The 18,969-nt window shown below is 47.2% G+C and carries 21 protein-coding genes; 7 read left to right on the top strand and 14 right to left on the bottom strand.

Annotated elements, in window-relative coordinates:
* Positions 1 to 53: 53 nt before the first annotated feature.
* From ACUYLD_RS18070 to ACUYLD_RS18050, 5 genes are all read right to left on the bottom strand, one after another.
* Positions 54 to 893 carry a carbohydrate ABC transporter permease gene (locus tag ACUYLD_RS18070; RefSeq protein ID WP_029517136.1) on the bottom strand — a complete coding sequence of 280 codons (840 nt, stop codon included), beginning with the start codon at positions 891 to 893 and terminating at the stop codon, positions 54 to 56.
* 3 nt (positions 894 to 896) lie between these two features.
* Positions 897 to 1,859: a carbohydrate ABC transporter permease gene (locus tag ACUYLD_RS18065; RefSeq protein WP_023987071.1), complete on the bottom strand. Its 963-nt coding sequence runs from the start codon at positions 1,857 to 1,859 to the stop codon at positions 897 to 899.
* A gap of 27 nt (positions 1,860 to 1,886) precedes the next feature.
* Positions 1,887 to 3,179 (bottom strand): ABC transporter substrate-binding protein, encoded by a 1,293-nt coding sequence (locus ACUYLD_RS18060; protein WP_235307292.1) that lies wholly within the window; start codon positions 3,177 to 3,179, stop codon positions 1,887 to 1,889.
* 240 nt (positions 3,180 to 3,419) lie between these two features.
* Positions 3,420 to 3,644: a small acid-soluble spore protein Tlp gene (gene tlp / locus ACUYLD_RS18055; protein ID WP_013308822.1), complete on the bottom strand. Its 225-nt coding sequence runs from the start codon at positions 3,642 to 3,644 to the stop codon at positions 3,420 to 3,422.
* A 73-nt stretch (positions 3,645 to 3,717) separates the two neighbouring features.
* A complete protein-coding gene (locus ACUYLD_RS18050) occupies positions 3,718 to 4,329 on the bottom strand; it encodes an alpha/beta hydrolase (RefSeq protein ID WP_446675653.1) in 612 nt (203 codons plus the stop codon).
* 216 nt (positions 4,330 to 4,545) lie between these two features.
* Here ACUYLD_RS18050 and ACUYLD_RS18045 point away from each other — a divergent pair, with 216 nt between their 5' ends.
* Both ACUYLD_RS18045 and ACUYLD_RS18040 read left to right on the top strand, forming a co-directional pair.
* Positions 4,546 to 4,857 (top strand): autorepressor SdpR family transcription factor, encoded by a 312-nt coding sequence (locus ACUYLD_RS18045; protein WP_061830867.1) that lies wholly within the window; start codon positions 4,546 to 4,548, stop codon positions 4,855 to 4,857.
* The gene (locus tag ACUYLD_RS18040) at positions 4,854 to 5,510 is read left to right on the top strand and encodes an SdpI family protein (RefSeq protein WP_254351178.1); all 657 of its coding nucleotides are present in this window, start codon (positions 4,854 to 4,856) and stop codon (positions 5,508 to 5,510) included. The genes ACUYLD_RS18045 and ACUYLD_RS18040 overlap by 4 nt, the downstream gene beginning before the upstream one ends.
* Positions 5,511 to 5,642: 132 nt before the next feature.
* Here the strand turns inward: ACUYLD_RS18040 and ACUYLD_RS18035 are convergent, their stop codons facing one another.
* Positions 5,643 to 6,467, bottom strand: a complete 825-nt coding sequence (locus ACUYLD_RS18035; protein ID WP_235307288.1) for an aldo/keto reductase — start codon at positions 6,465 to 6,467, stop codon at positions 5,643 to 5,645.
* A gap of 44 nt (positions 6,468 to 6,511) precedes the next feature.
* Positions 6,512 to 6,805: a putative quinol monooxygenase gene (locus ACUYLD_RS18030; protein ID WP_250259376.1), complete on the bottom strand. Its 294-nt coding sequence runs from the start codon at positions 6,803 to 6,805 to the stop codon at positions 6,512 to 6,514.
* 161 nt (positions 6,806 to 6,966) lie between these two features.
* On the opposite strand from ACUYLD_RS18030, the gene ACUYLD_RS18025 reads away from it, so the two are divergent.
* The 5 genes from ACUYLD_RS18025 to ACUYLD_RS18005 all read left to right on the top strand — a co-directional run bounded on the left by ACUYLD_RS18025 (position 6,967) and on the right by ACUYLD_RS18005 (position 12,518).
* On the top strand, positions 6,967 to 8,640 hold the full coding sequence (locus tag ACUYLD_RS18025; RefSeq protein ID WP_446675652.1) for an ATP-binding protein: 1,674 nt from the start codon (positions 6,967 to 6,969) through the stop codon (positions 8,638 to 8,640).
* Positions 8,633 to 9,361, top strand: a complete 729-nt coding sequence (locus tag ACUYLD_RS18020) for a response regulator (protein WP_023987065.1) — start codon at positions 8,633 to 8,635, stop codon at positions 9,359 to 9,361. The genes ACUYLD_RS18025 and ACUYLD_RS18020 overlap by 8 nt, the downstream gene beginning before the upstream one ends.
* Before the next feature lie 201 nt (positions 9,362 to 9,562).
* The gene (locus ACUYLD_RS18015; RefSeq protein WP_446675651.1) at positions 9,563 to 10,543 is read left to right on the top strand and encodes an ABC transporter substrate-binding protein; all 981 of its coding nucleotides are present in this window, start codon (positions 9,563 to 9,565) and stop codon (positions 10,541 to 10,543) included.
* Positions 10,540 to 11,544: a FecCD family ABC transporter permease gene (locus tag ACUYLD_RS18010; RefSeq protein WP_250267467.1), complete on the top strand. Its 1,005-nt coding sequence runs from the start codon at positions 10,540 to 10,542 to the stop codon at positions 11,542 to 11,544. Before ACUYLD_RS18015 ends, ACUYLD_RS18010 begins: the two co-directional genes overlap by 4 nt.
* Positions 11,541 to 12,518 (top strand): FecCD family ABC transporter permease, encoded by a 978-nt coding sequence (locus ACUYLD_RS18005; protein ID WP_250259381.1) that lies wholly within the window; start codon positions 11,541 to 11,543, stop codon positions 12,516 to 12,518. The genes ACUYLD_RS18010 and ACUYLD_RS18005 overlap by 4 nt, the downstream gene beginning before the upstream one ends.
* 63 nt (positions 12,519 to 12,581) lie before the next feature.
* Here ACUYLD_RS18005 and ACUYLD_RS18000 read toward each other — a convergent pair whose 3' ends face one another.
* From ACUYLD_RS18000 to ACUYLD_RS17970, 7 genes are all read right to left on the bottom strand, one after another.
* Complete coding sequence (locus tag ACUYLD_RS18000; protein WP_250259382.1) at positions 12,582 to 13,820, bottom strand: serine hydrolase; 1,239 nt, start codon at positions 13,818 to 13,820, stop codon at positions 12,582 to 12,584.
* Positions 13,821 to 14,003: 183 nt separating this feature from the next.
* Positions 14,004 to 14,429 (bottom strand): OsmC family protein, encoded by a 426-nt coding sequence (locus ACUYLD_RS17995; RefSeq protein ID WP_250259383.1) that lies wholly within the window; start codon positions 14,427 to 14,429, stop codon positions 14,004 to 14,006.
* 54 nt (positions 14,430 to 14,483) lie between these two features.
* Positions 14,484 to 15,233 (bottom strand): amino acid ABC transporter ATP-binding protein, encoded by a 750-nt coding sequence (locus tag ACUYLD_RS17990; RefSeq protein WP_013308809.1) that lies wholly within the window; start codon positions 15,231 to 15,233, stop codon positions 14,484 to 14,486.
* A gap of 14 nt (positions 15,234 to 15,247) precedes the next feature.
* Positions 15,248 to 15,895 (bottom strand): amino acid ABC transporter permease, encoded by a 648-nt coding sequence (locus tag ACUYLD_RS17985; protein WP_039272371.1) that lies wholly within the window; start codon positions 15,893 to 15,895, stop codon positions 15,248 to 15,250.
* Positions 15,896 to 15,980: 85 nt separating this feature from the next.
* Positions 15,981 to 16,838, bottom strand: coding sequence for a substrate-binding periplasmic protein (locus tag ACUYLD_RS17980; protein ID WP_442436607.1), 858 nt, complete (start codon positions 16,836 to 16,838; stop codon positions 15,981 to 15,983).
* Between the two features lie 98 nt (positions 16,839 to 16,936).
* Positions 16,937 to 17,614 (bottom strand): TetR/AcrR family transcriptional regulator, encoded by a 678-nt coding sequence (locus tag ACUYLD_RS17975; RefSeq protein ID WP_442436608.1) that lies wholly within the window; start codon positions 17,612 to 17,614, stop codon positions 16,937 to 16,939.
* Between the two features lie 325 nt (positions 17,615 to 17,939).
* Positions 17,940 to 18,962, bottom strand: coding sequence for an NADP-dependent oxidoreductase (locus ACUYLD_RS17970; RefSeq protein ID WP_250259386.1), 1,023 nt, complete (start codon positions 18,960 to 18,962; stop codon positions 17,940 to 17,942).
* Between the last annotated feature and the right edge of the window lie 7 nt (positions 18,963 to 18,969).

Raw genomic sequence — 18,969 nt, 5'->3', positions numbered from 1 at the left:
TTCTGACGTTGCACATTTCTTGTACTCCGTTGCTCTATTTAATACCTTTCCGATTATCCTTTTACTCCGCCTGCCGTCATCCCTTCAATAAAGTAACGCTGGAAGAACAGGAACACGACGAGAATCGGTAAAATAGCCAAAACGGACCCCGCGATCAGCACATCATAATTGTTGCCATATGGCGTCAGCAGACTGGACAGTCCAATTGGCAGTGTCAGCATGTCGTTGGTACGCAATACAATCATCGGCCAGAGGAAGTTATTCCAACTGTTCATCGCCTGCAAGATAGCCATTGCCGCAAATGCAGGCGCCATCAGAGGCATCATAATCCGTACGAAAATGCCATATTCTGAACAGCCGTCAACCCGCGCAGCATCCATGAAGTCCTTGGGAACACCACTCAAATATTGACGGAAGAAAAAGATCGGGATCGGCGCAACGACAAATGGTAGAATTACACCCCATACCGTATTGATCAGCTTCATGCCGATCATTAGCTTGTAGAGCGGCAGCATGATAATTTCTACCGGGATCATCATCACAACCAGCACCAGTGTGAAAATCACATTTTTCAATCTAAAACGGTACATCTCCAGACCATAGCCTACCATCGCGGACAATATCAGACATAACACCGTAAACAAGACGGTAATGACAATACTGTTCCAGTACCATTGAAAATAATCCGTCGTCCCCTGAAAGATGAACGCATAGTTTTTCAGGGACATGATGTCCCACTCCAGCTTAAGATTCAATCCGTAGCGCAATAGCTCCGTCGATGGCTTGAACGAGGCAAGCGTCACAGCAAATAGCGGAAACAGGGCAAACCCGGCAAACAGAATGAATAGGACAACGAGCAATGCGGATAACGAGCCTTTTTGTTTCTGAGCCATCGCTTAATCCTCCTTCCGGAACATGCCGAAAAATTTGAGCTGGATCAGGTTCAGCACTAGTGTAAATACGAGCAATACAATGCCCACTGCAGCTCCGAAGCCCATACTGTTCTGCTCCAGACCTTGGCGATAGAGATAGCCAACAATTGTTAAACCAATATCGTTCGGGGAGTTATTTCCGTTCCACAACATGTAGCTCTCCGTGAACATGGACAACCCCGCATAAATGCTAATCGTAAATACGTAGATCGTTACTGGTTTCAGCATAGGAATCGTAATCCGCCAAAATGAATCGAAACGACTGGCTCCATCAATCTGCGCAGCCTCATACAACTCAGGAGGAATGTTCTGGAGTCCCGACATGTAGTACAACATATTTACGCCCAACCATCTCCACAAGGCCAGCACAATCAACGCTAAAAAGCCGGTGTTCGCATTCATTAGCCATTTGTAAGGCTCCAGACCGAATACCCCCAACAGGGAGTTCATCAGCGAACCATCCAATTCCCCGAACATGAGGCGGAAGATCGTTCCTGCTACCACCACCGAGGTTAGTGCAGGTATAAACATCACGGAGCGAAACAACCCTCTGCCCGGCATTTTAGGCGAATTCAGCAATACTGCCAATACCAGCGGCAGAGGAATCAGCACGACTAGTGTAAGCAGCGTATACAGTACGCTGTTCAATATCGCCTTTCCAAACGTAGGATTGATTAAGTCCTTATAATTTTCCAGTCCAACATAAGTTGTTATCCCTGGGAGGACTTCCTGAAAGCTCATAATGACCGTCGAGATGACTGGATAGGCAAAAAATAGCGCAAAGGACAGTAAAAATGGAAGGACAAACACATACGGTGCCGTACGGCTGGAATGAATAAAGCGACTCCATCGGCTTCTGGTCGGACGCTGAGGTTGTGGCGGCTGACCTGTCGGTACATTAGCGTTCGTATGAACGGGCGTTGCCATGAATCTCACTCCCTTTCCTGTTGGGGTCTATCTCAGTTCATCTGCCAGCTCATGTAGCACCGTGGCTGGATCTTCGCCATTCTGTAGTGTCCGATAAAGTATTTTATTGCGCACAGCACTGGCAATATCAGGTGTTTTCGGTCCGATATGCACCGCATTGATTTCATCTTTGACTTCGATGAGCGTGTCAAAAATATTCGTTCCGAAATACTCCGTAAATTTATTTTTGGCTTTGGCTTCCGGCATGGTCCACACTTCACTGCGGATGGGATCAAAACCAAGCTGCTTCCAGATCTCCACATTCCCTTGCTTGGATAGCTTGGCAAAGGCTAGAAAGCGCATCGCCAGATCCTGGTGCTCTGATTGGTTTGTGACTACTGTTCCGGTTCCGCCCATACCCGCTGAGCGAAAACCGCCTTTTTCCCACGCTGGCATGGGTCTGATGATAATTTTACCTTTTAGGTCAGGCATGTAATCCGTAAAACGTCCCATATACCACATCGGCATCCATACCGAAGCGGCCCCACCTTTGTTCATAAATCCGTAGTATTCCTCCATGTGGTGCCCGCCGCCTGGTGCGGGAATAGCGATTTTGTCTTTTACCATCTGCTGAAGAAACTCGAGTGTTTTAATATTCGTTTCGTTATCCAGCGTTAACTCGCCCTTGTCATCCAGAAAATCCGAATTCTGCTGGGAGATCATCGGCCAATAGTTCCACAGGTCATTCGTTTCCAGGGTCGCCATCGGCTTGCCTGTTTTCGCCAGCACTTGCTTGCCTGCAGCAGCATAGTCTGCCCAGGTGACGATGGAATCCGGGTCTACCCCCGCCTGATCCAAAATTTCTTTATTGTAATACATCACTTCGGCCCCGACATGGAAATCAATACCGTAATACTTCCCGTCTTTACCGTAAATCTGTACTCTGGAAGGCACAATGTTTTTGATCTCTGGGTCAATCACCGGATTGAGTGGGACCAGTTGCGGTATCCCTTTGAGGAAATTACCGATCTTGTTCACCTCGATATCCGCGATATCCGGCGCTCCCACCCCTGATTGCAGCGCAATCGACAGCTTGCTGTGGTGGTTGTCATAGGGGAATGTATTCGCTTTCAAATTAATCAGTTCATCAGGGTGCTGTTGGTTCCATTGGTCAGCCATTTGCAGAAAAAACTTCTCATGCAGTTCATTGAACGTCCATAATACAAGTTCTGTTCCCGGCCCATCCTTTTCATCGGTCTTGAAAGAACAGCCTTGCAGCAATCCAGCCATCAAAACCACCGCCATAAGCATCAAAGCCATGCTTTTTCTTCGCAGCAGCATATCCTTCCCCCTTCGCATGATGAAATCCTAATTCATAAATGATTGCGCTTTCTTTTATTATTTAACATCAATACAAATTAGTTTACAACAACATTATTTATAAAATATTTATTTTCAATGCAGATTAGCGTCCCCCTTGCATTATAGGGGGAAAATGAATTGTATGAGGCTATGATGATTTTTGCATAAAAAAACGACCCAATTCCAATTGAAACTCGGAATTGGGTCGCGCTTTTTAAATTATTCTTGCGAATGTGCTGCTTCGTCCTTCACTTCTTCCCGAAATGATCTAATACTTTCTTTACGACGATTATTTTTTTCTTCGATCTGCTTACGCTCCTCGTTGCTGATTTCAGAGGAAAATTCGTTTAGATATCCTTCAGCTTCATGCAGGTTCTGCTGTGTGTTCTGAATACTTTGTTGCAAATGTTCAACATTGTCGGCTCGATTATCTGGTTTTGCCATTCGTTTGTCGCCTCCTAATAATGGGGTCGCTCAGTAGAGCGCTAATCCGTAGCTTGATCGCTATCGGATCATTTTATGCATTAAAATGCTCCCCAAACCACTTTCCTGCGGCTTCGGCTTCAGTCCGCGTCAATTGATGACCATTGCGTTCCCAATATGCTTCCACCTGCGCTCCGGCCCCTTCCAATAATGCTTGCAGCTCCTGAGATTCCGAAATCGGAACAATGGGATCATTCTCACCGGAAGATAAAAATACAGGGATACCATTCAAAGCGGGCAAATCCAGCCCACGCAACGGCACCATTGCATGGTGTAAAATAGCTCCACGTAACGCTTTTGCATCGTGAAAGAGCATGCTGGCGGCTATGTTTGCACCATTGGAATAGCCAAGAGCCACCACGTTATTACGATCAAAATCGTATTGCTCTGCAGCTGTATCCACAAATTCGCTCAATTCTTTGGTGCGAAATACGAGATCCTCAATGTCGAACACTCCTTCTGCCAAACGGCGAAAGAAACGCGGCATCCCATTTTCCAGCACATTTCCTCTCACGCCTAATACAGAAGCTCTCGGTGCTACCATCTCAGCCAAAGGTATCAGGTCTTGTTCGTTCCCGCCTGTACCATGCAACAGCAAAATAACTGGGGCTTGCGGATGAGTTCCTTTACGAAATACGTGTTTCATTTATATTTCCTCCTCAATTTTCTTTAAATTAAGATTCTTATTTTTATTATAAATTAATTATAGCCAACTTCGCTGCCTTTTACAAACCTAATGAGTCTGATCTAAATCTTTTTTCTAAAATGATGACTTGTTCCATTGACATGTAGTATAGCTCTATTTTACTATGATGTTAGATATTTAGAATATTATCTAAATATCTAAAGGAGGAAATGTATTTTGAACGATGCCTTCAAAGCTTTGGCTGATCCGACCCGGCGTACAATCTTACAGCTTTTAAAGGAGAAAAGTATGAGCGCAGGCGAAGTGGCTGAACATTTTCAAATTAGTAAGCCCAGTATCTCCCACCATCTCAATATCCTGAAGCAGGCTGGGCTGGTGCTGGATGAACGACAGGGGCAAAACATTATCTACACCCTGCATACAACGGTTGTGGCGGATGTCATCGGTTGGATGTTCAGTATCGCCCACTCTGATACCCCTGCCAAGAAAAATGTGAATCATATTAAGGATGCGGAGGAATCTGAATGAAATTGCGAACACCTTGGAGCTTGACGGATGTTTTGACGACTTTGATTGCCTTATCACCTGCTATAGGCGCTTTACTACTGTATAACCAACTTCCCGATGTGCTGGCCTCTCATTTTAGCTTTGACAATACAGCAGACGGGTATATGAGCAAAAGTGGTTCTATTATCATGCTCGTGCTGTTGGGTCTAGTACCACTGGTCATTCGATTAGCCCGCTACATGGACCCCAACAGAGCAAATTATGAGAAATTTTCAAAAGCCTATGAAGTTACGCGTATAGGTACTTCCCTGATCCTCGCTATAGCTGGTTGGGGAATGCTGCTGTATAACCTGAACATACGACTGCAAATGAATTCTGTAATTTTAGGGATAATAGGCCTGCTGCTGCTGGTGATGGGTAATTTTCTGACTCAGGTACAGCCGAACTATACCTTCGGTATCCGCACGCCGTGGACTCTGTCTAACCCCGAGGTGTGGCGTAAAACGCACCGTTTCGGCGGACCTATGATGATGCTCGGTGGTGCTTCGGGTTTGGTAGCGGCATGGGTCGGTGGAGTGGCCGGGACGGTCATTTTTCTCACCGGGCTGGGTATATCCGTCGTCACCCCCATCCTCTACTCCTTCCTCCTGCATCGCAAATTAAATCAACAGTAGGATACAGGACGTGGTAACTCTGTCCAAACGGACAAAAGCGTATGAGATGATCCCAATGCATAAATAAAAAAAGAACCTCCCATCCACGATTAACGTAGAATAGGAGGTTCTTTGTACATTTAATCTTTAATATTAGAACAGCAGCTTATCGGGATGCGTGCCTACACGCTCATCAAGATGAAGACCATTGATTCGTTCAATATCCTCAGCCGTCAATTCAAAGTCGAATAAATCAGCATTTTCGCGAATACGATGCGGGGTTACAGATTTGGGAATCGTCACAATCCCCCGATCCAGATGCCAACGCAAAATAACCTGCGAAGAGGTTTTACCGTATTTGGCAGCAATCTCAACGATGTCCGCTTGCTCGGTTAATTTCCCCTTCATCAGTGGACTCCACGATTCAAGCTGAATCTGGTGCTCCCGGCAGTATTGATGCAGTTCTTGTTGAGTCAGACGAGGGTGAAGCTCCACTTGGTTGATGACAGGAACCATGTTGCTGTCTTTGAGGAGGTCTTCGAGATGGTGAACTTGGAAGTTACTAACTCCGATAGCGCGTACGCTTCCTTCTTCATACAGTCGTTCGAATGCCTTCCAGGTTTCCTTGTACTTATCCTTGCCAGGCCAATGAATGAGATACAGATCAATGATATCCAGACCCAGCCGCTTACGGCTTTCCTCAAAGGCACGCAGTGTTGAATCGTAGCCCTGATCCTGATTCCATAGCTTGGTGGTTACAAACAGATTTTCTCTAGACGTCCCACTATCACGAATGGCTTGTCCAACCAGTTCCTCGTTACCGTAGATCGCCGCTGTATCAATGTGACGGTAACCGACCTCAATAGCTGTTTTGACCGCTTCGTAGACCTCATTGCCTTCCGCCTTGTAAGTACCAAAACCGAGCCAAGGCATCTGAACTCCGTTATTCAGTACAGTTGTATCCGCAATGTTCCCCATGTCTATTCCTCCTGTTCCTGATTATGAATGATCCAACGGGATGATTACAGTTTAGTTGCATCCTGAAAAGCATTCACTTGAAGCGGAGCAGCCAACAATTCTTTAGCCGCGGCAACAAATGCCTGGAAATGGGCAGAATTATTATGGAAATCTACAGCAGCAGCATCTTTCCACTCTTCAACCATCGTAAATGCGTTGGGATCATTCAGATCCTGCATTAACGTGTAGCGTACATTGCCTTCTTCAGCTTGGGATGCGCTGATCAGCCCTTCGGTTTGTTGCAAAAAAGCCTCTCTTTTTTCAGGTAAAACTTTCATATCGGCATGAATAATAATCATTTTATGTTCCTCCTCGTATTATGTAACTATTTCTATTATAGACCATTCTTTCGAAAGAATAAAAGTGCGGGCGTTTCTGTAATACAGTAAAATAGATCGTATGGGGGAGAAGATCAGCAGATCCGTTCCTCCTATATTTTGTTTAACGGCGGTGAAGGCATATGCGTTTTCAGACAAAACTAATGGTATTTATATCCCTTTTAGTACTGGTAGTTACCGGGCTGTTGGGATTATCCTTTCGATATATGATCACCTCCGCTCTATATGATGAAATCGGAGAAAGGGCGCTCACCGTCGCCAATACCCTCGCCGTAGATGCGCAGGTCAGAGACGCTCTGGAGCAGACTGAGACGACGCAATTGCGTTCGCGTATCAACGAGGTCATAAAACCTGTCCAAGCCAGCAGCGGCGCTGATTTTATTACTATTGCTGATCGTCATCTCATCCGGCAGTGGCATGTAAACCCAGAGCGCATCGGCACGCCTATGATAGACCCCATGAATGATAAGGTACTGCAAGGGCAGTCCTTTATCACTGAATCGACGGGCTCTCTCGGACCGTCAATACGCGCCAAAACAGCCGTTTATGATACGCAAGGTAAGGCCATCGGGCTCGTCTCTGTAGGTTTTTTAATGACAGATGTGCAGCAAAATATTCGTACATACACATATGCATGGCTCTGGTTTATGGTGGGCGCGCTGATGATCGGCATATTGGGAAGCCTGGTTATAGCGCAACGGGTACGCCGCGCACTGCATGGACTGGAGCCAGTGGAAATCGGACGGCTGTACCAGGAAAAGCAAGCTATTATTGAGTCCATCGGCGAAGGAATTATCGCGGTGAATAGTAACGGACAAATCACACTTGCCAATCCACAGGCAGCTCGCTTGATCGGACTCCCCGCGGAAACCTCTATCTACGGATGCGACCTTCGCCACTTGACAGGTGTTCCAGATGTACTGGTTGATATGCTTGTTGCCGATTACACAGTAGAGCATTCAACGATGGGGCCAGATCAGGGACAGGACATATGGAATAAGGAAATTGAGGTCCAGCAGCGAATTGTAGTCGTCAGCCGTGTGCCGATCCAGGATCGTTCCGGTCGCATCATGGGCACGGTTGCCAGTCTGCGTGACAAGACCGAACTGCTCCACATGACACAACAGTTGACAGAGGTCAAAGATTACGCGGAAGTACTGCGATCACAAACACACGAATACGCCAATCGGCTGTATCTCATATCCGGCCTGATTCAGTTGGAGTGTTATGACGAAGCGGTGGACTTTATCACCCAGGAATCAGAGGAATATCGTGTACACAGGCCGATTGGCACAGCTCTCCTAACCGATTCAATCATCGCCAGCCTACTGATCGGTAAGAAGAAACAGGCGCTGGAAAAAGGGGTTTTACTCCATTCTGATATTAAAGGAGCATTCTCAACCCAGTCCCCTACGTTGGAGTGGTCCTTTCTCGCTTCCATAGCCGGAAACCTGCTGGACAATGCCATGGAAGCTGTTGCGATGTCCTCCATCTCTGACGGACAGGTCTGGTTCCGGCTTGAAGAAACGACTGAAGCCATCATCGTCGAAGTTGCGGATAACGGATCGGGAATTTCGGACGATATCCAAGAAAAGTTGTTTGTCAGAGGAGCTTCGACCAAAGCAGAAGCAGGACATGGATATGGCCTTGCTCTCGTGCTGGAGTACACTGAACGAATGGGCGGCTCTATAGAAGTGCACAAACGTCCTGGTGGAGGAAGTATTTTTGAGGTATACATTCCTTTAATTAGGACAGATACGAGTAATGATGCAAAAGGAGGTTATGCCCATGAATGAGCGGGTTTTATCGGACATTGAGGTTCTTATTATTGAAGACGATCCGCGAATTGCGGAGATTAACCGCCGATTTATTGAAAAGGTGGACGGGTTCACCGTATGTGCAATCGCGACGAACGAATTTGAGGCAAAACTTCAACTGGACGTGCTCCGTCCTCCTCTAGTCGTGCTGGATGTTTATTTTCCTGATACGGATGGTCTAACCCTGCTATCGTTCATCAAGCAACACTATCCGGGTACAGATGTTATTATGCTGACTGCCGCCAAAGAAGCTGAAACAGTGGTACAAGCCGTTCGAGCAGGCGTGTTTGATTTTATCGTAAAGCCGCTTATATTCGAGAGATTGCGTGCGACCTTGGAGGAATATGCCCGGTTTCGGCGACAAATCACAACATGGCAAGAGGAACAATCCACAGTCGAGCAATCTGAAATTGACAGTTTGCTTCAAAGCGCGGGCACCGGTCGAATGGCGGGGAACGGAGTCGGAGAACTATGGGCCAAAGGCATTGATAAAGTAACTTGCGACAAAGTGCTAGATCTCCTGAATCGACGGGGTGAGGTGACTACAGGTACAGTGGGAATCGAGCTGGGTATGAGCCGTTCTACAGCCAGAAGGTATCTGGAGTATTTAGTGGAAAGTGGCGACGCGCACCACGATCAGGTGTACGGAACCGTCGGCAGACCGGAGCGTATCTATCGCCGACAGCGGAGGGATGCATAAACCACCCAACTCTGCTGTCCTGGTACTTCCCCCTCCTCCTATTCATAATTTTATTGAATTTAATTCACTTAATCGATCAAAACGGTTTAAATAACCACATTATTTACGTCCTCCTTCCCGATTGCTAGAATGATCAACAGTTAGTTGATTGATAATGATTATCAGTTTCTCTGATAATCATACTGGAACGGGGGATAACATATGGCAACACCGAAACAACCACTGCGCACAGGTATGCTGCTTGCAGCGGTCCTGGCACTACTGACGGTCATTATGGCGGGATGTGGAAGCCAGTCACAAGATAACAGCGCAGTAGCACCTCAAGCAACAGGCGACACTCGAATCATTAAACATGAGATGGGAGAAACCAAAGTTACAGGTACACCCAAAAGAATCGTAACCCTGGAATTCTCTTTTGTCGATGCCACAACCCAACTGGGCGTAACTCCTGTCGGTATAGCTCAGGAAAATGACGATGATATTGATGGGCTGCTCGGCAAGAAAATCGACTTCACACCAGTAGGCACACGCAAACAGCCAAACCTGGAAACGATCAGCTCCTTGAAGCCGGATTTGATTATTGCTGATCTGAATCGTCATAAAAGCATATACAAAGAACTTAGTGAGATTGCTCCGACCATTGTTCTAAAGAGCCGCAGTTCCTCCTATGAACAAAACTTGGCATCCTTCGGTGTCATCGCCGATGCGTTGGGTGAGAAGGAAAAAGGCGAGCAAATTCTCGCTACGCATAAAGCTACAATGGAAAAGTTGAAAGAAGGCATCAAAGCTGGTGAGCCACGCAGCGTATTGCTAGGGGTATTCCGTTCTGATTCACTATCGGCTCACGGCGCTTCATCCTTTGATGGACAACTACTGGAGCAAGCGGGTATCCACAATGCCCTTCAAAATACAAGCGAGCCTACCGTCAAGCTGACGCTGGAGCAAATTTCACAAGCGGATCCTGATGTGATCTTTTTGGTGGAAGCCGATGAGAAGCTCATTGCGGAATGGAAGCAGAACCCGCTTTGGCAAAACATTACGGCCGTCAAAAAAGGGGAAGTTTACGAAGTAAACCGGGCACTGTGGACCCGATACCGTGGACTCGGCTCAGCCGAAAAAATACTGGAGCAAGCCATTTCGCTTCTGTATCCCGCGCAAAGTAAAGGAGACGGCTCCCGTTGATCGGACAAGCCTCACGCGACCGGCTGAATAAGCCGGTCTTCTTTGCACTTATCGCTGCGTTGCTGGCTGGATTGCTGCTTAGCGTGGCGATTGGCCCAGTCAGGATGGACATCCCCACCATGCTGACTGCGCTGTTCACTGAGCATCCGTCTAAGGATCAGCTCATTGTCTTGACGGTACGCCTACCGCGTGCCGTTATTGGCCTAATCGTCGGGGCCGGGCTTGCCGTGGCTGGAGCCCTGATGCAGGCCATCACACGCAACCCGCTGGCTTCGCCGCAGGTATTCGGGGTCAGCTCAGGCGCTTCGCTGGCTGTCGTGCTGTCCATCGTGCTGCTGCCGAATATCGGATCGTCCGGCAGCATTTATTTTGCTTTTGCCGGGGCCATCGCAGGTGGCTCCTTCGTATACGGGCTGGCCGGAACGGCGGGCATGACGCCGGTCAAGCTGGCCCTTGCCGGGATGGCCGTGCATCTGTTGCTGGCCTCCATCACCCAAGGACTGCTCGTGTTCAACGAGCAAATATCTGATGTGCTGTATTGGCTCGCCGGAGCCATCGACGGGTCCACTTGGGCCGACACACGTCTGGTGCTGCCATGGTTCGCCGTGGGTATGATCCTTGCGCTGGCGCTGGCCCCCTCGCTATCTGTGCTGAGCCTCGGTACAGAGGTCGCACAGGGATTGGGACAAAACGTACGTCTTGTCCGCCTACTGGCCTCGGCCTCAGTGATTATGCTGGCAGGCTCTGCCATAGCGGTAGCCGGGTCCATCGGCTTTGTGGGCTTGATGGTACCGAATATCATCAAGATGTTTACAGGCGACAATTACAAACGGGTCATTCCCCTGTCTGCAATCTGCGGAGCTCTGCTGCTGACATATGCAGACGTGCTTGGACGATTTATTGCATTTCCTTATGAATCACCCGTTGGCATTGTAACCGCGCTGGTGGGTGCGCCCTTCTTTTTATATCTGGCGCATAAGAACGGGAGGGCTTCACGATGAAAAAACTGTGGATTTTACTCTCGCTCATGCTAGGTGTTGCTTTTATAGCTATAGGCGTGGGCAGCACCTACATTACGCCCTCTGAGCTGATCAAGGCTCTGACGGACCGGAGTGCCTCTTCCTGGTTCATCGTTCATCATTATCGGCTGCCACGCGGTCTGCTGGCCATCATGGCCGGAGCTGGGCTGGCAGTAGCCGGTGTTCTGCTGCAAGGCATGATTCGCAACCCGCTAGCCTCGCCAGATGTGGTAGGTGTATCCAAGGGGGCCGGCTTTGCGGCGGTTCTCGTCATCGTGCTGCTACCCTCATCCCCAGTGGCACTGCTGCCTGTAGCCGCCTTTGTCGGGGCCGGGCTAGCTGCACTGTTGCTCGTACAGCTTTCGATGAAGGGAGGCATGCGTCCCAATATGCTAGCCTTGACCGGACTGGCGGTGGGCGCTATTTTTCAGGCTGCGACCGATTATATACTGGTCAAGTATCCACTCGAAGCCAGCGACACGCTCACTTGGCTAGCTGGAAGTCTGTGGGGCAAAGGCTGGGACGAAGTGTATGGGCTACTGCCGTGGTTAATCGTGTTGCTGCCTCTCGCCTATACACTACAGCGCAAGCTGGACATTATGAGCCTAGATGAGGAAAGCTCTGCTGGGCTGGGACTTAGCGTGAAGCGTGTGCGTACAGGACTGCTAGCTGTATCAGTCGCCTTGGCTGCCTCCTGTGTCGCTGCCATCGGCTCCATCGGCTTTATCGGACTGCTGGCACCGCATCTGGCACGGCGGTTATTTGGCAATCGCCACCGCTATCTATTGCCCGGTTCGGCGATGATCGGCGCCCTGATTCTCGTCCTCGCTGACGCGCTGGGACGAGGTCTGAAGCCGCCGCTCGAAATTCCCGCTGGCATCGTGACAGCCGTCATTGGCGCGCCATATTTTCTGTATCTATTGCTGCGGGAACGCAAACAAAAAGACAGCGGATAGGATGAGGATAAGAAGTTGCGCAGCGCAGCTAAACGCAGTACTATACCCTAGCGTTTAGCTGCGCTACCTCTCCAGCTGTACGCCGATACGCCGATTAACTTCTTTTCTAAACGATTCATCATGCAGTAGCCTCTTTTTAAAATCATTTATCATTTCGGGAAAGCTGGCATTTGTGCTTGGGTCCAAATCGTTAAAAAAGACAGCTAGCTCTGTCGAATGCCCTTCCTTATCTGTCGCATACATGGCCAGTGTCAAAACATAAGCCGTGGAGCCACCTTTTTGCCCAGTATGTTTCAGGGATTGCTGGTTTTCAGGAAGAACCATAAATGGTTCCTCCAAGACCTCGGACAATAACTTTTGCTCAGCTTTTGTGAACCCTTGACGACGATTCAGCTTACTCATTAAAGAGGCATAATCGGCTGTCGTTGAAGCTATAAAGCGATCCGTATTGATACGATCATAATCCTGATCATACCAAGTCGTAATATCTGCGTTTCTCTTGTAAGAACCACTCACATCACGGCGCAGTTTGTTATGAATCATGCGGGCATATCGGCGAAATTCCGTATCAGACATCGCCTGGATGGCTTCTTTGGCTGAATTGCTATTCTTTGTATTATTCCAATTCTCACCTTGACTCTCCCTCATCCATTCGTAGGGAATCAAAATGGAGGATACAAACGGATAAATGGGATCATGATTTTGCAGCCCCATTTTGGCTCTCGTCCGATTGATCGCACCCACCCCCAGTTTGTCCATTAAATACTCCGCATTGGCGTTGGAACTGAATTGAATCATCCCCTTGGCGACGTCTCGTACAGATACAGTTTCATTCTGTATCCGCCCTTTAGCCTCCATATTCTGTAGCCACGCCGTATGAGCACCCCCATCCAAATCCGGCAAATAAAACCTTTCCAGCGAAATCAGCTTCACTCTCCCGTCCGGGTTAATCTTACCCACCACCGCTTGCTTGGCATATTCGATCGCTATGATTGTTTTGACGGTGCTCGCCAAAGGCATCATCCGGTTTTCCTCTTGACCTGCCAGCTTTTTTCCATCTCTCAGAATCGTAATCGAAACTTTTTCTGCATTCGCCTCCACAAAATGAAGTAAACGCGTGGCAGCATCCTGTTCCTTCGTTTCTTCCTTAACGTCAGCTGCAATCGCAGTTGTGGGCCGGACGGTATTCGGGGGATTAGCCACTTGATTCTGCATGAAAGATAGTAAGCCTGCCGCTACACCCATAACGATGAGCACTGTAGCCAAACTAGTTGCTACCACGATAAGGCGCTTTCGTTTCACTCTTACCTCCCCCCGTATGCGCTTTACATACAGGTTTATTTTCCCATTTTTATATTTCAATTTCTATTTTAAACGAAAACACAGTACAAAAAGTTTCATTACATGTCATATTTTCAAATAACATAAAAAAGAGAGCCTCCTGTATATAACACAGGCTGACTCTCTTTCACTATCCTTCGACACTTATGCTGGATAGGGTACTTCGGTTCCATTCAATATGAGGTGCATCCGAATTTCCGCTTTTAAGGAATCGGATACCGCACAATATTTTTCCTTACCCATCTGAATCGCTTTCCATACGCGGTAATCCGGAATATTGCCATCTACGTGGAATGTCAGATCAATCGCGGTAAAGCCTGTCGGCATTTCTTCCTTGCGCGTACCTTCTGCGTCAATATCAATGCGAGTGATGTCCGACAAAAAACGATCCAAAATCATCGTAATATCAATGCCCATACATCCCGCCAGACCCGCCAACAGCAGTTCCATGGGTGTCATCCCTTTACCATCACCGCCATAAGCCGCCGTAGCATCCATTCCTACAGAGTAACCGGATGGTCCCTCCGAAGTAAACGCGCGTTTGCCGTGCCAAGTTGTAGATACTTTCATGTCTAAAGGCCTTCTTTCCATCTTAATAATCTATGATTTATCCTCGATCTTACTTTAAAATTCACTGATTTGGCGTAAAAATTTCTGTGTTCTCTCATGCTGGGGAGTGTCAAAAAACGCCTGTGGCGCTGCCTCCTCCAAAATGATACCATCTGCCATAAATACGACCTTGTCCGCCACCTCGCGAGCAAATTTCATCTCGTGAGTAACGACGACCATCGTCATTCCGTCTTGAGCCAACTCTCGCATAACTCCCAGTACTTCCCCTACCAGCTCGGGATCAAGCGCCGATGTCGGCTCGTCGAACAGCATAATCGCCGGGTCCATCGCCAGCGCACGCGCAATGGCTACTCGTTGCTGTTGTCCACCGGACAGACGAGAAGGATGTACATCCTGCTTGTCCGATAACCCTACCCGCTCCAACAACCGTTGTCCGATGGACATAGCCTTGTCGCGCGGCATTTTTTTTACTGTCAGCAGTCCTTCAATGACATTGCCGATTGCGGTTTTGTGCGGATACAGATTGAATTGCTGGAACACCATCCCTGTCTGTTTGCGAATCTCACGAATGGCTGCTTGGCGGACACGAACGGGAGCCGTAGCATCGACCTCAATCCCATTCACCTCAAACTTGCCGGAAGACAGCTCTTCTAGACCGTTCAGGCAGCGCAGCAAGGTACTTTTACCTGAACCGCTCGGGCCAAGTAATACGACGATTTCACGAGCGGCAACCTGAAAATCAATGCTTTTCAGAACCTCTACCTGTCCGAATCGTTTACCTAATCCGTTAGTTGTTATCATCATCTATCATCTCCACCTTAATAAGCTCGAGCCAGACGCTTTTCCACCCGCTCCAGTATAGCGGAGAATCCAATGCTCATAATCCAGTACATCAGGCCAATTTCGAGCAGAAACGGCATGTAAAGCAAATACTGCGCCTGTAAAAGCTGTGCCTGCCGCATCAATTCACTGACCCCGATAACCGACACCAGCGACGTTTCTTTAAGCATGCCTACAAATGTATTCCCCATCGGTGCAATTGCGATCCGTACCGCCTGAGGAAGAATAATACGCCACATCGTTTGACCGGGCGACATTCCCGTTGCATAAGCTGCCTCGGTCTGTCCCTGGGGTACGGCTAAAATAGCTCCACGGAACGTCTCCGATAAGTACGCCCCTGTATTAATGCTAAGTGCCAGACAAGCGGCTGTCAGCGATCCGAATGATATTCCATAATCATCCAGCCCATAATAAATGACTGCAATCTGCACCAAAACCGGCGTCCCCCGAATGATCGATACATACATGCGCGCCAGCCATCGAACAGGTCGATTCCCCTTCAACCGGGCCACAGCAACAATCAAACCAATGATTAGGCCAAAAAACATAGAGACAATCGTAATATATAGCGTATAATAAGCACCCTTTAATAAAAAAGGGACGTTCTCCCACATTAATTCAAGCATTGGTTATATTCCCTTCTTTCAGACGAGTGGCCCCATGTCAGCATGAAAGCCAAGACTGGAGCCAGACGCCTCTAACAGGCTTACGTTATTCTTTTGGCTCCTCGCCAAACCATTTTTTGAAAATTGTTTTATAAGTGCCGTCTTCCTTCATTTCCTTCAAAGCCTTGTTCAAGGCTTCTTTGAGCTCAGGAGTTTTCTGGTTAATGGCTACACCCGCTTGATCCGATTTAATCGGCTCGCCTACGGCTTTAATTTGGAACCCGTTTTTATCGATAATAGGCTTGAGAGCATACAGATTGTTGATTGTTGCGTCAATACGACCAGAGTTTAGATCCTTTAAGGAAGTAATGACATCATCATACGTTTTAATCTCAAAATCGCCTACCTTCGGCAGTACTTCATTCCGCAGATAAGATTCATCATTCGTTCCCAAGCCGACACCAATGGTTTTGCCTTTAAAGTCCTCCAGCTTGGTAATATCATTTGTTTTGCTGTTTACGATAATGTTTACATTGTTTGTGATATAAGGCTCTGTGAAGTCAATAGCCTTCTTACGATCCTCTGTAATCGTCACCTGACTAATCACTGCATCGAATTTTTTCTTTTGCAAACTTGGAACCAGTCCCGAGAATTCTTGTGCCGTGAACTCCGGTTTCACTCCAATCCGCTTCGCCAATTCTTTGGCGATATCCACATCAAATCCGTCCAATTCCTTGTTATCGTTCAAGAAATTGTACGGCGGATAGGTGCCCATCATGCCTACCTTAATTACACCAGCCTTCTTGATTGCTTCGAGCTGGTTACTCGCTGCCACATTACTGCTACCCGCTCCATTGCTAGTATTAGAAGCTTCTGGCTTAGTACCGCAAGCGCTTAGCACAAGGCTGAACAATGCCACAGCCATGAGTATAGTTACCAAGAACCCTTTTTTACGTGTTTTCATGTATCCTTCTCTCCTATCTGGATGTAAATGATTGAGTTCATATATGTGATTTGGCTATATTATTTGTTCCAACTACCCATTCATGCGATGTTGACCCTCTAGCTTTGACCTAATAGTCCATAAAACTCAAAATTAGCCGCCTCTGCTGCCAATCTTTTAGCAGATATCTGTGTGATGTGGTCATATGTTCCCTCTGAACCGAATAGCCAGCGTGTAATGACACCTTCGATCATACTCATGAGTAGTGCCGCCCTTAATTCGACATCCAATTCAGCAGGCAACATATTCAGCTCGATCGCTCTTTCCATATTGCGCCGGAATGCCAGCTCCATCGCGGCCCTTGTCTCTCGGATACTCTGGCGCACCGGTTCATCGACACCACTGCCGATCAGCAGCAAACCCATCAGATAGCGGTTCTCTAATGCAAAATCAAATAACCGAACAAACAGCGCCTCCGATGCCTTAACCATATCAGCCAGCGTTCCCGCATCACGGCGATATCCCTGTCCAATCGCTGACAGTAGTTGTTCACGACCGGTAGCGATAATCTCCAGCGCCAGTGCCTCTTTACTTTTAAAATGCCAATAAAACGTGCCTTGGGCTACTCCCGCCTCTACCACGATATCTGAAATCTTCGTTTGATGGTAACCCTGCTCGGCGAACCGCTTCAATGCAATGTGAAGAAGCTGTGTTCTGCGGTCTGTTTCTTCCCCCGCGTGCTCAGCAGGTTGGTCATTTGAGACGGTCTCGGACTGCTTCGCCTTTCGTGGCTGCATGGGTTCCCTCCTCCCGATTGATCAGTCAGTCAGTTTTTTATTTTTAATCCTATAGGATAAGTATACTTTTGTCAAAGAAAAAAGTGTCAGAAGAAAATAAAGTTTTGCTGCTCCAAGCGGCTTTTGAATTTTAAAAACCGACAGGTCCCATAAAATAAGTATTAGACTGGCGCCAACAAAAAAGACAGCGGCAGTCTTAGACTACTGCTGTTTTATTAAACTAACGTTCTCCTTTAGCGTAATCAGCCAAATGCTACGAAGCGTGAATGTGGTGTTATGCCAAGGCACCTTTCGAGCGTATTTCCAAAATTCATATATCCTCTCCTTAGAAGGTTACTATCACTTTTCCTTCGGAGTGGCCAGTAGAAACTTTATTTAAAGCCATGTTAATGTCATCAAAATTATAAACTGAATCTATAGCGGGCTTAATATCTTCATCCTCAACTAGTTTCGTCAGTTTTTGTAATTGCCTGCCATTAGCGGACACGAATAAGAAGCGATATTCTTTATTCTGTTTAACTGCTAATCGATCTAAACGAGCACCTACTAAACCAAACAATAGCTTTTTCCATATTGGAAAGTTATTTTCAGCAGCAAAGCGGTAATTGGGTAAAGCCTTCAATGATACCAATTTCCCTTGGGGTTTGAGAATAGCAAGTTCCGTTTTAATTTCTTTTGCCCCCAATGTATCGATAACATAATCGATATTAGATAGCAAATCAAAATAATTTTCCTCTTTATAGTTAATGAATTGATCAGCGCCGATGGACAGTGTTCGTGATCTACCTCTTTCACTGCCGCTCGTAATCACATATAACCCCATCGATTTGGCAATCGGGATAGCCATCGTACCAAAGCCGCCGGTTCCTCCAGAAATAAATAGTTTTTTATCGGGTTGAACATGAAGTACATCATGCAAGGCTTGATATGCAGTCAAAGCCGTGAGGGGTACCGCGGCGGCCTCAATAAAAGAAAGATTTTTAGGCATAACGGAAATCGCATCCTCATGGACTGCCGCATACTCAGCAAAAGCTCCGATTTTATTTATTGGCAGCCTCGTATAAACGGGATCTCCAACCTTGAATTTCACAACATCTTTTCCAACAGCCTCAATAACGCCGGATAGTTCGTTTCCTAAAGTTAAAGGGAAGTCATAATCGGCAATCATGCGAATACTACCATTTAAAATAAGAATGTCTAAGGGATTTACACCTGCAGCTTTTACTTTGATAAGAACCTCATGGTTATTGATTTCCGGTATTTTTATATTGTTTATTTCTAATTGGATTTGTTTTGAATATTTTTGCATTTGCGCAGCTTTCAATTCTTCATCTTCTCCTTTTCTCATTTATCTT

The sequence above is a fragment of the Paenibacillus sp. SER-28 genome, from assembly GCF_052906305.1.
Note: the sequence above shows the minus strand (reverse complement) of the source record. Positions and strands in the feature narration are given on the sequence as shown.

What these genes read in the sequence shown, in the direction of transcription:
- ACUYLD_RS17985 (WP_039272371.1), bottom strand. Translation starts at nt 15,895, where the DNA reads ATGCTTGAATTAATGTGGGAGAACGTCCCTTTTTTATTAAAGGGTGCT.
- ACUYLD_RS18035 (WP_235307288.1), bottom strand. Translation starts at nt 6,467, where the DNA reads ATGGGGAACATTGCGGATACAACTGTACTGAATAACGGAGTTCAGATG.
- ACUYLD_RS17975 (WP_442436608.1), bottom strand. Translation starts at nt 17,614, where the DNA reads ATGCAGCCACGAAAGGCGAAGCAGTCCGAGACCGTCTCAAATGACCAA.
- ACUYLD_RS18050 (WP_446675653.1), bottom strand. Translation starts at nt 4,329, where the DNA reads ATGAAACACGTATTTCGTAAAGGAACTCATCCGCAAGCCCCAGTTATT.
- ACUYLD_RS17970 (WP_250259386.1), bottom strand. Translation starts at nt 18,962, where the DNA reads ATGAGAAAAGGAGAAGATGAAGAATTGAAAGCTGCGCAAATGCAAAAA.
- ACUYLD_RS17995 (WP_250259383.1), bottom strand. Translation starts at nt 14,429, where the DNA reads ATGAAAGTATCTACAACTTGGCACGGCAAACGCGCGTTTACTTCGGAG.
- ACUYLD_RS18030 (WP_250259376.1), bottom strand. Translation starts at nt 6,805, where the DNA reads ATGATTATTATTCATGCCGATATGAAAGTTTTACCTGAAAAAAGAGAG.
- ACUYLD_RS18065 (WP_023987071.1), bottom strand. Translation starts at nt 1,859, where the DNA reads ATGGCAACGCCCGTTCATACGAACGCTAATGTACCGACAGGTCAGCCG.
- tlp (WP_013308822.1), bottom strand. Translation starts at nt 3,644, where the DNA reads ATGGCAAAACCAGATAATCGAGCCGACAATGTTGAACATTTGCAACAA.
- ACUYLD_RS18025 (WP_446675652.1), top strand. Translation starts at nt 6,967, where the DNA reads ATGCGTTTTCAGACAAAACTAATGGTATTTATATCCCTTTTAGTACTG.
- ACUYLD_RS18020 (WP_023987065.1), top strand. Translation starts at nt 8,633, where the DNA reads ATGAATGAGCGGGTTTTATCGGACATTGAGGTTCTTATTATTGAAGAC.
- ACUYLD_RS18040 (WP_254351178.1), top strand. Translation starts at nt 4,854, where the DNA reads ATGAAATTGCGAACACCTTGGAGCTTGACGGATGTTTTGACGACTTTG.
- ACUYLD_RS18015 (WP_446675651.1), top strand. Translation starts at nt 9,563, where the DNA reads ATGGCAACACCGAAACAACCACTGCGCACAGGTATGCTGCTTGCAGCG.
- ACUYLD_RS18005 (WP_250259381.1), top strand. Translation starts at nt 11,541, where the DNA reads ATGAAAAAACTGTGGATTTTACTCTCGCTCATGCTAGGTGTTGCTTTT.
- ACUYLD_RS17980 (WP_442436607.1), bottom strand. Translation starts at nt 16,838, where the DNA reads ATGAAAACACGTAAAAAAGGGTTCTTGGTAACTATACTCATGGCTGTG.
- ACUYLD_RS17990 (WP_013308809.1), bottom strand. Translation starts at nt 15,233, where the DNA reads ATGATGATAACAACTAACGGATTAGGTAAACGATTCGGACAGGTAGAG.
- ACUYLD_RS18060 (WP_235307292.1), bottom strand. Translation starts at nt 3,179, where the DNA reads ATGCTGCTGCGAAGAAAAAGCATGGCTTTGATGCTTATGGCGGTGGTT.
- ACUYLD_RS18070 (WP_029517136.1), bottom strand. Translation starts at nt 893, where the DNA reads ATGGCTCAGAAACAAAAAGGCTCGTTATCCGCATTGCTCGTTGTCCTA.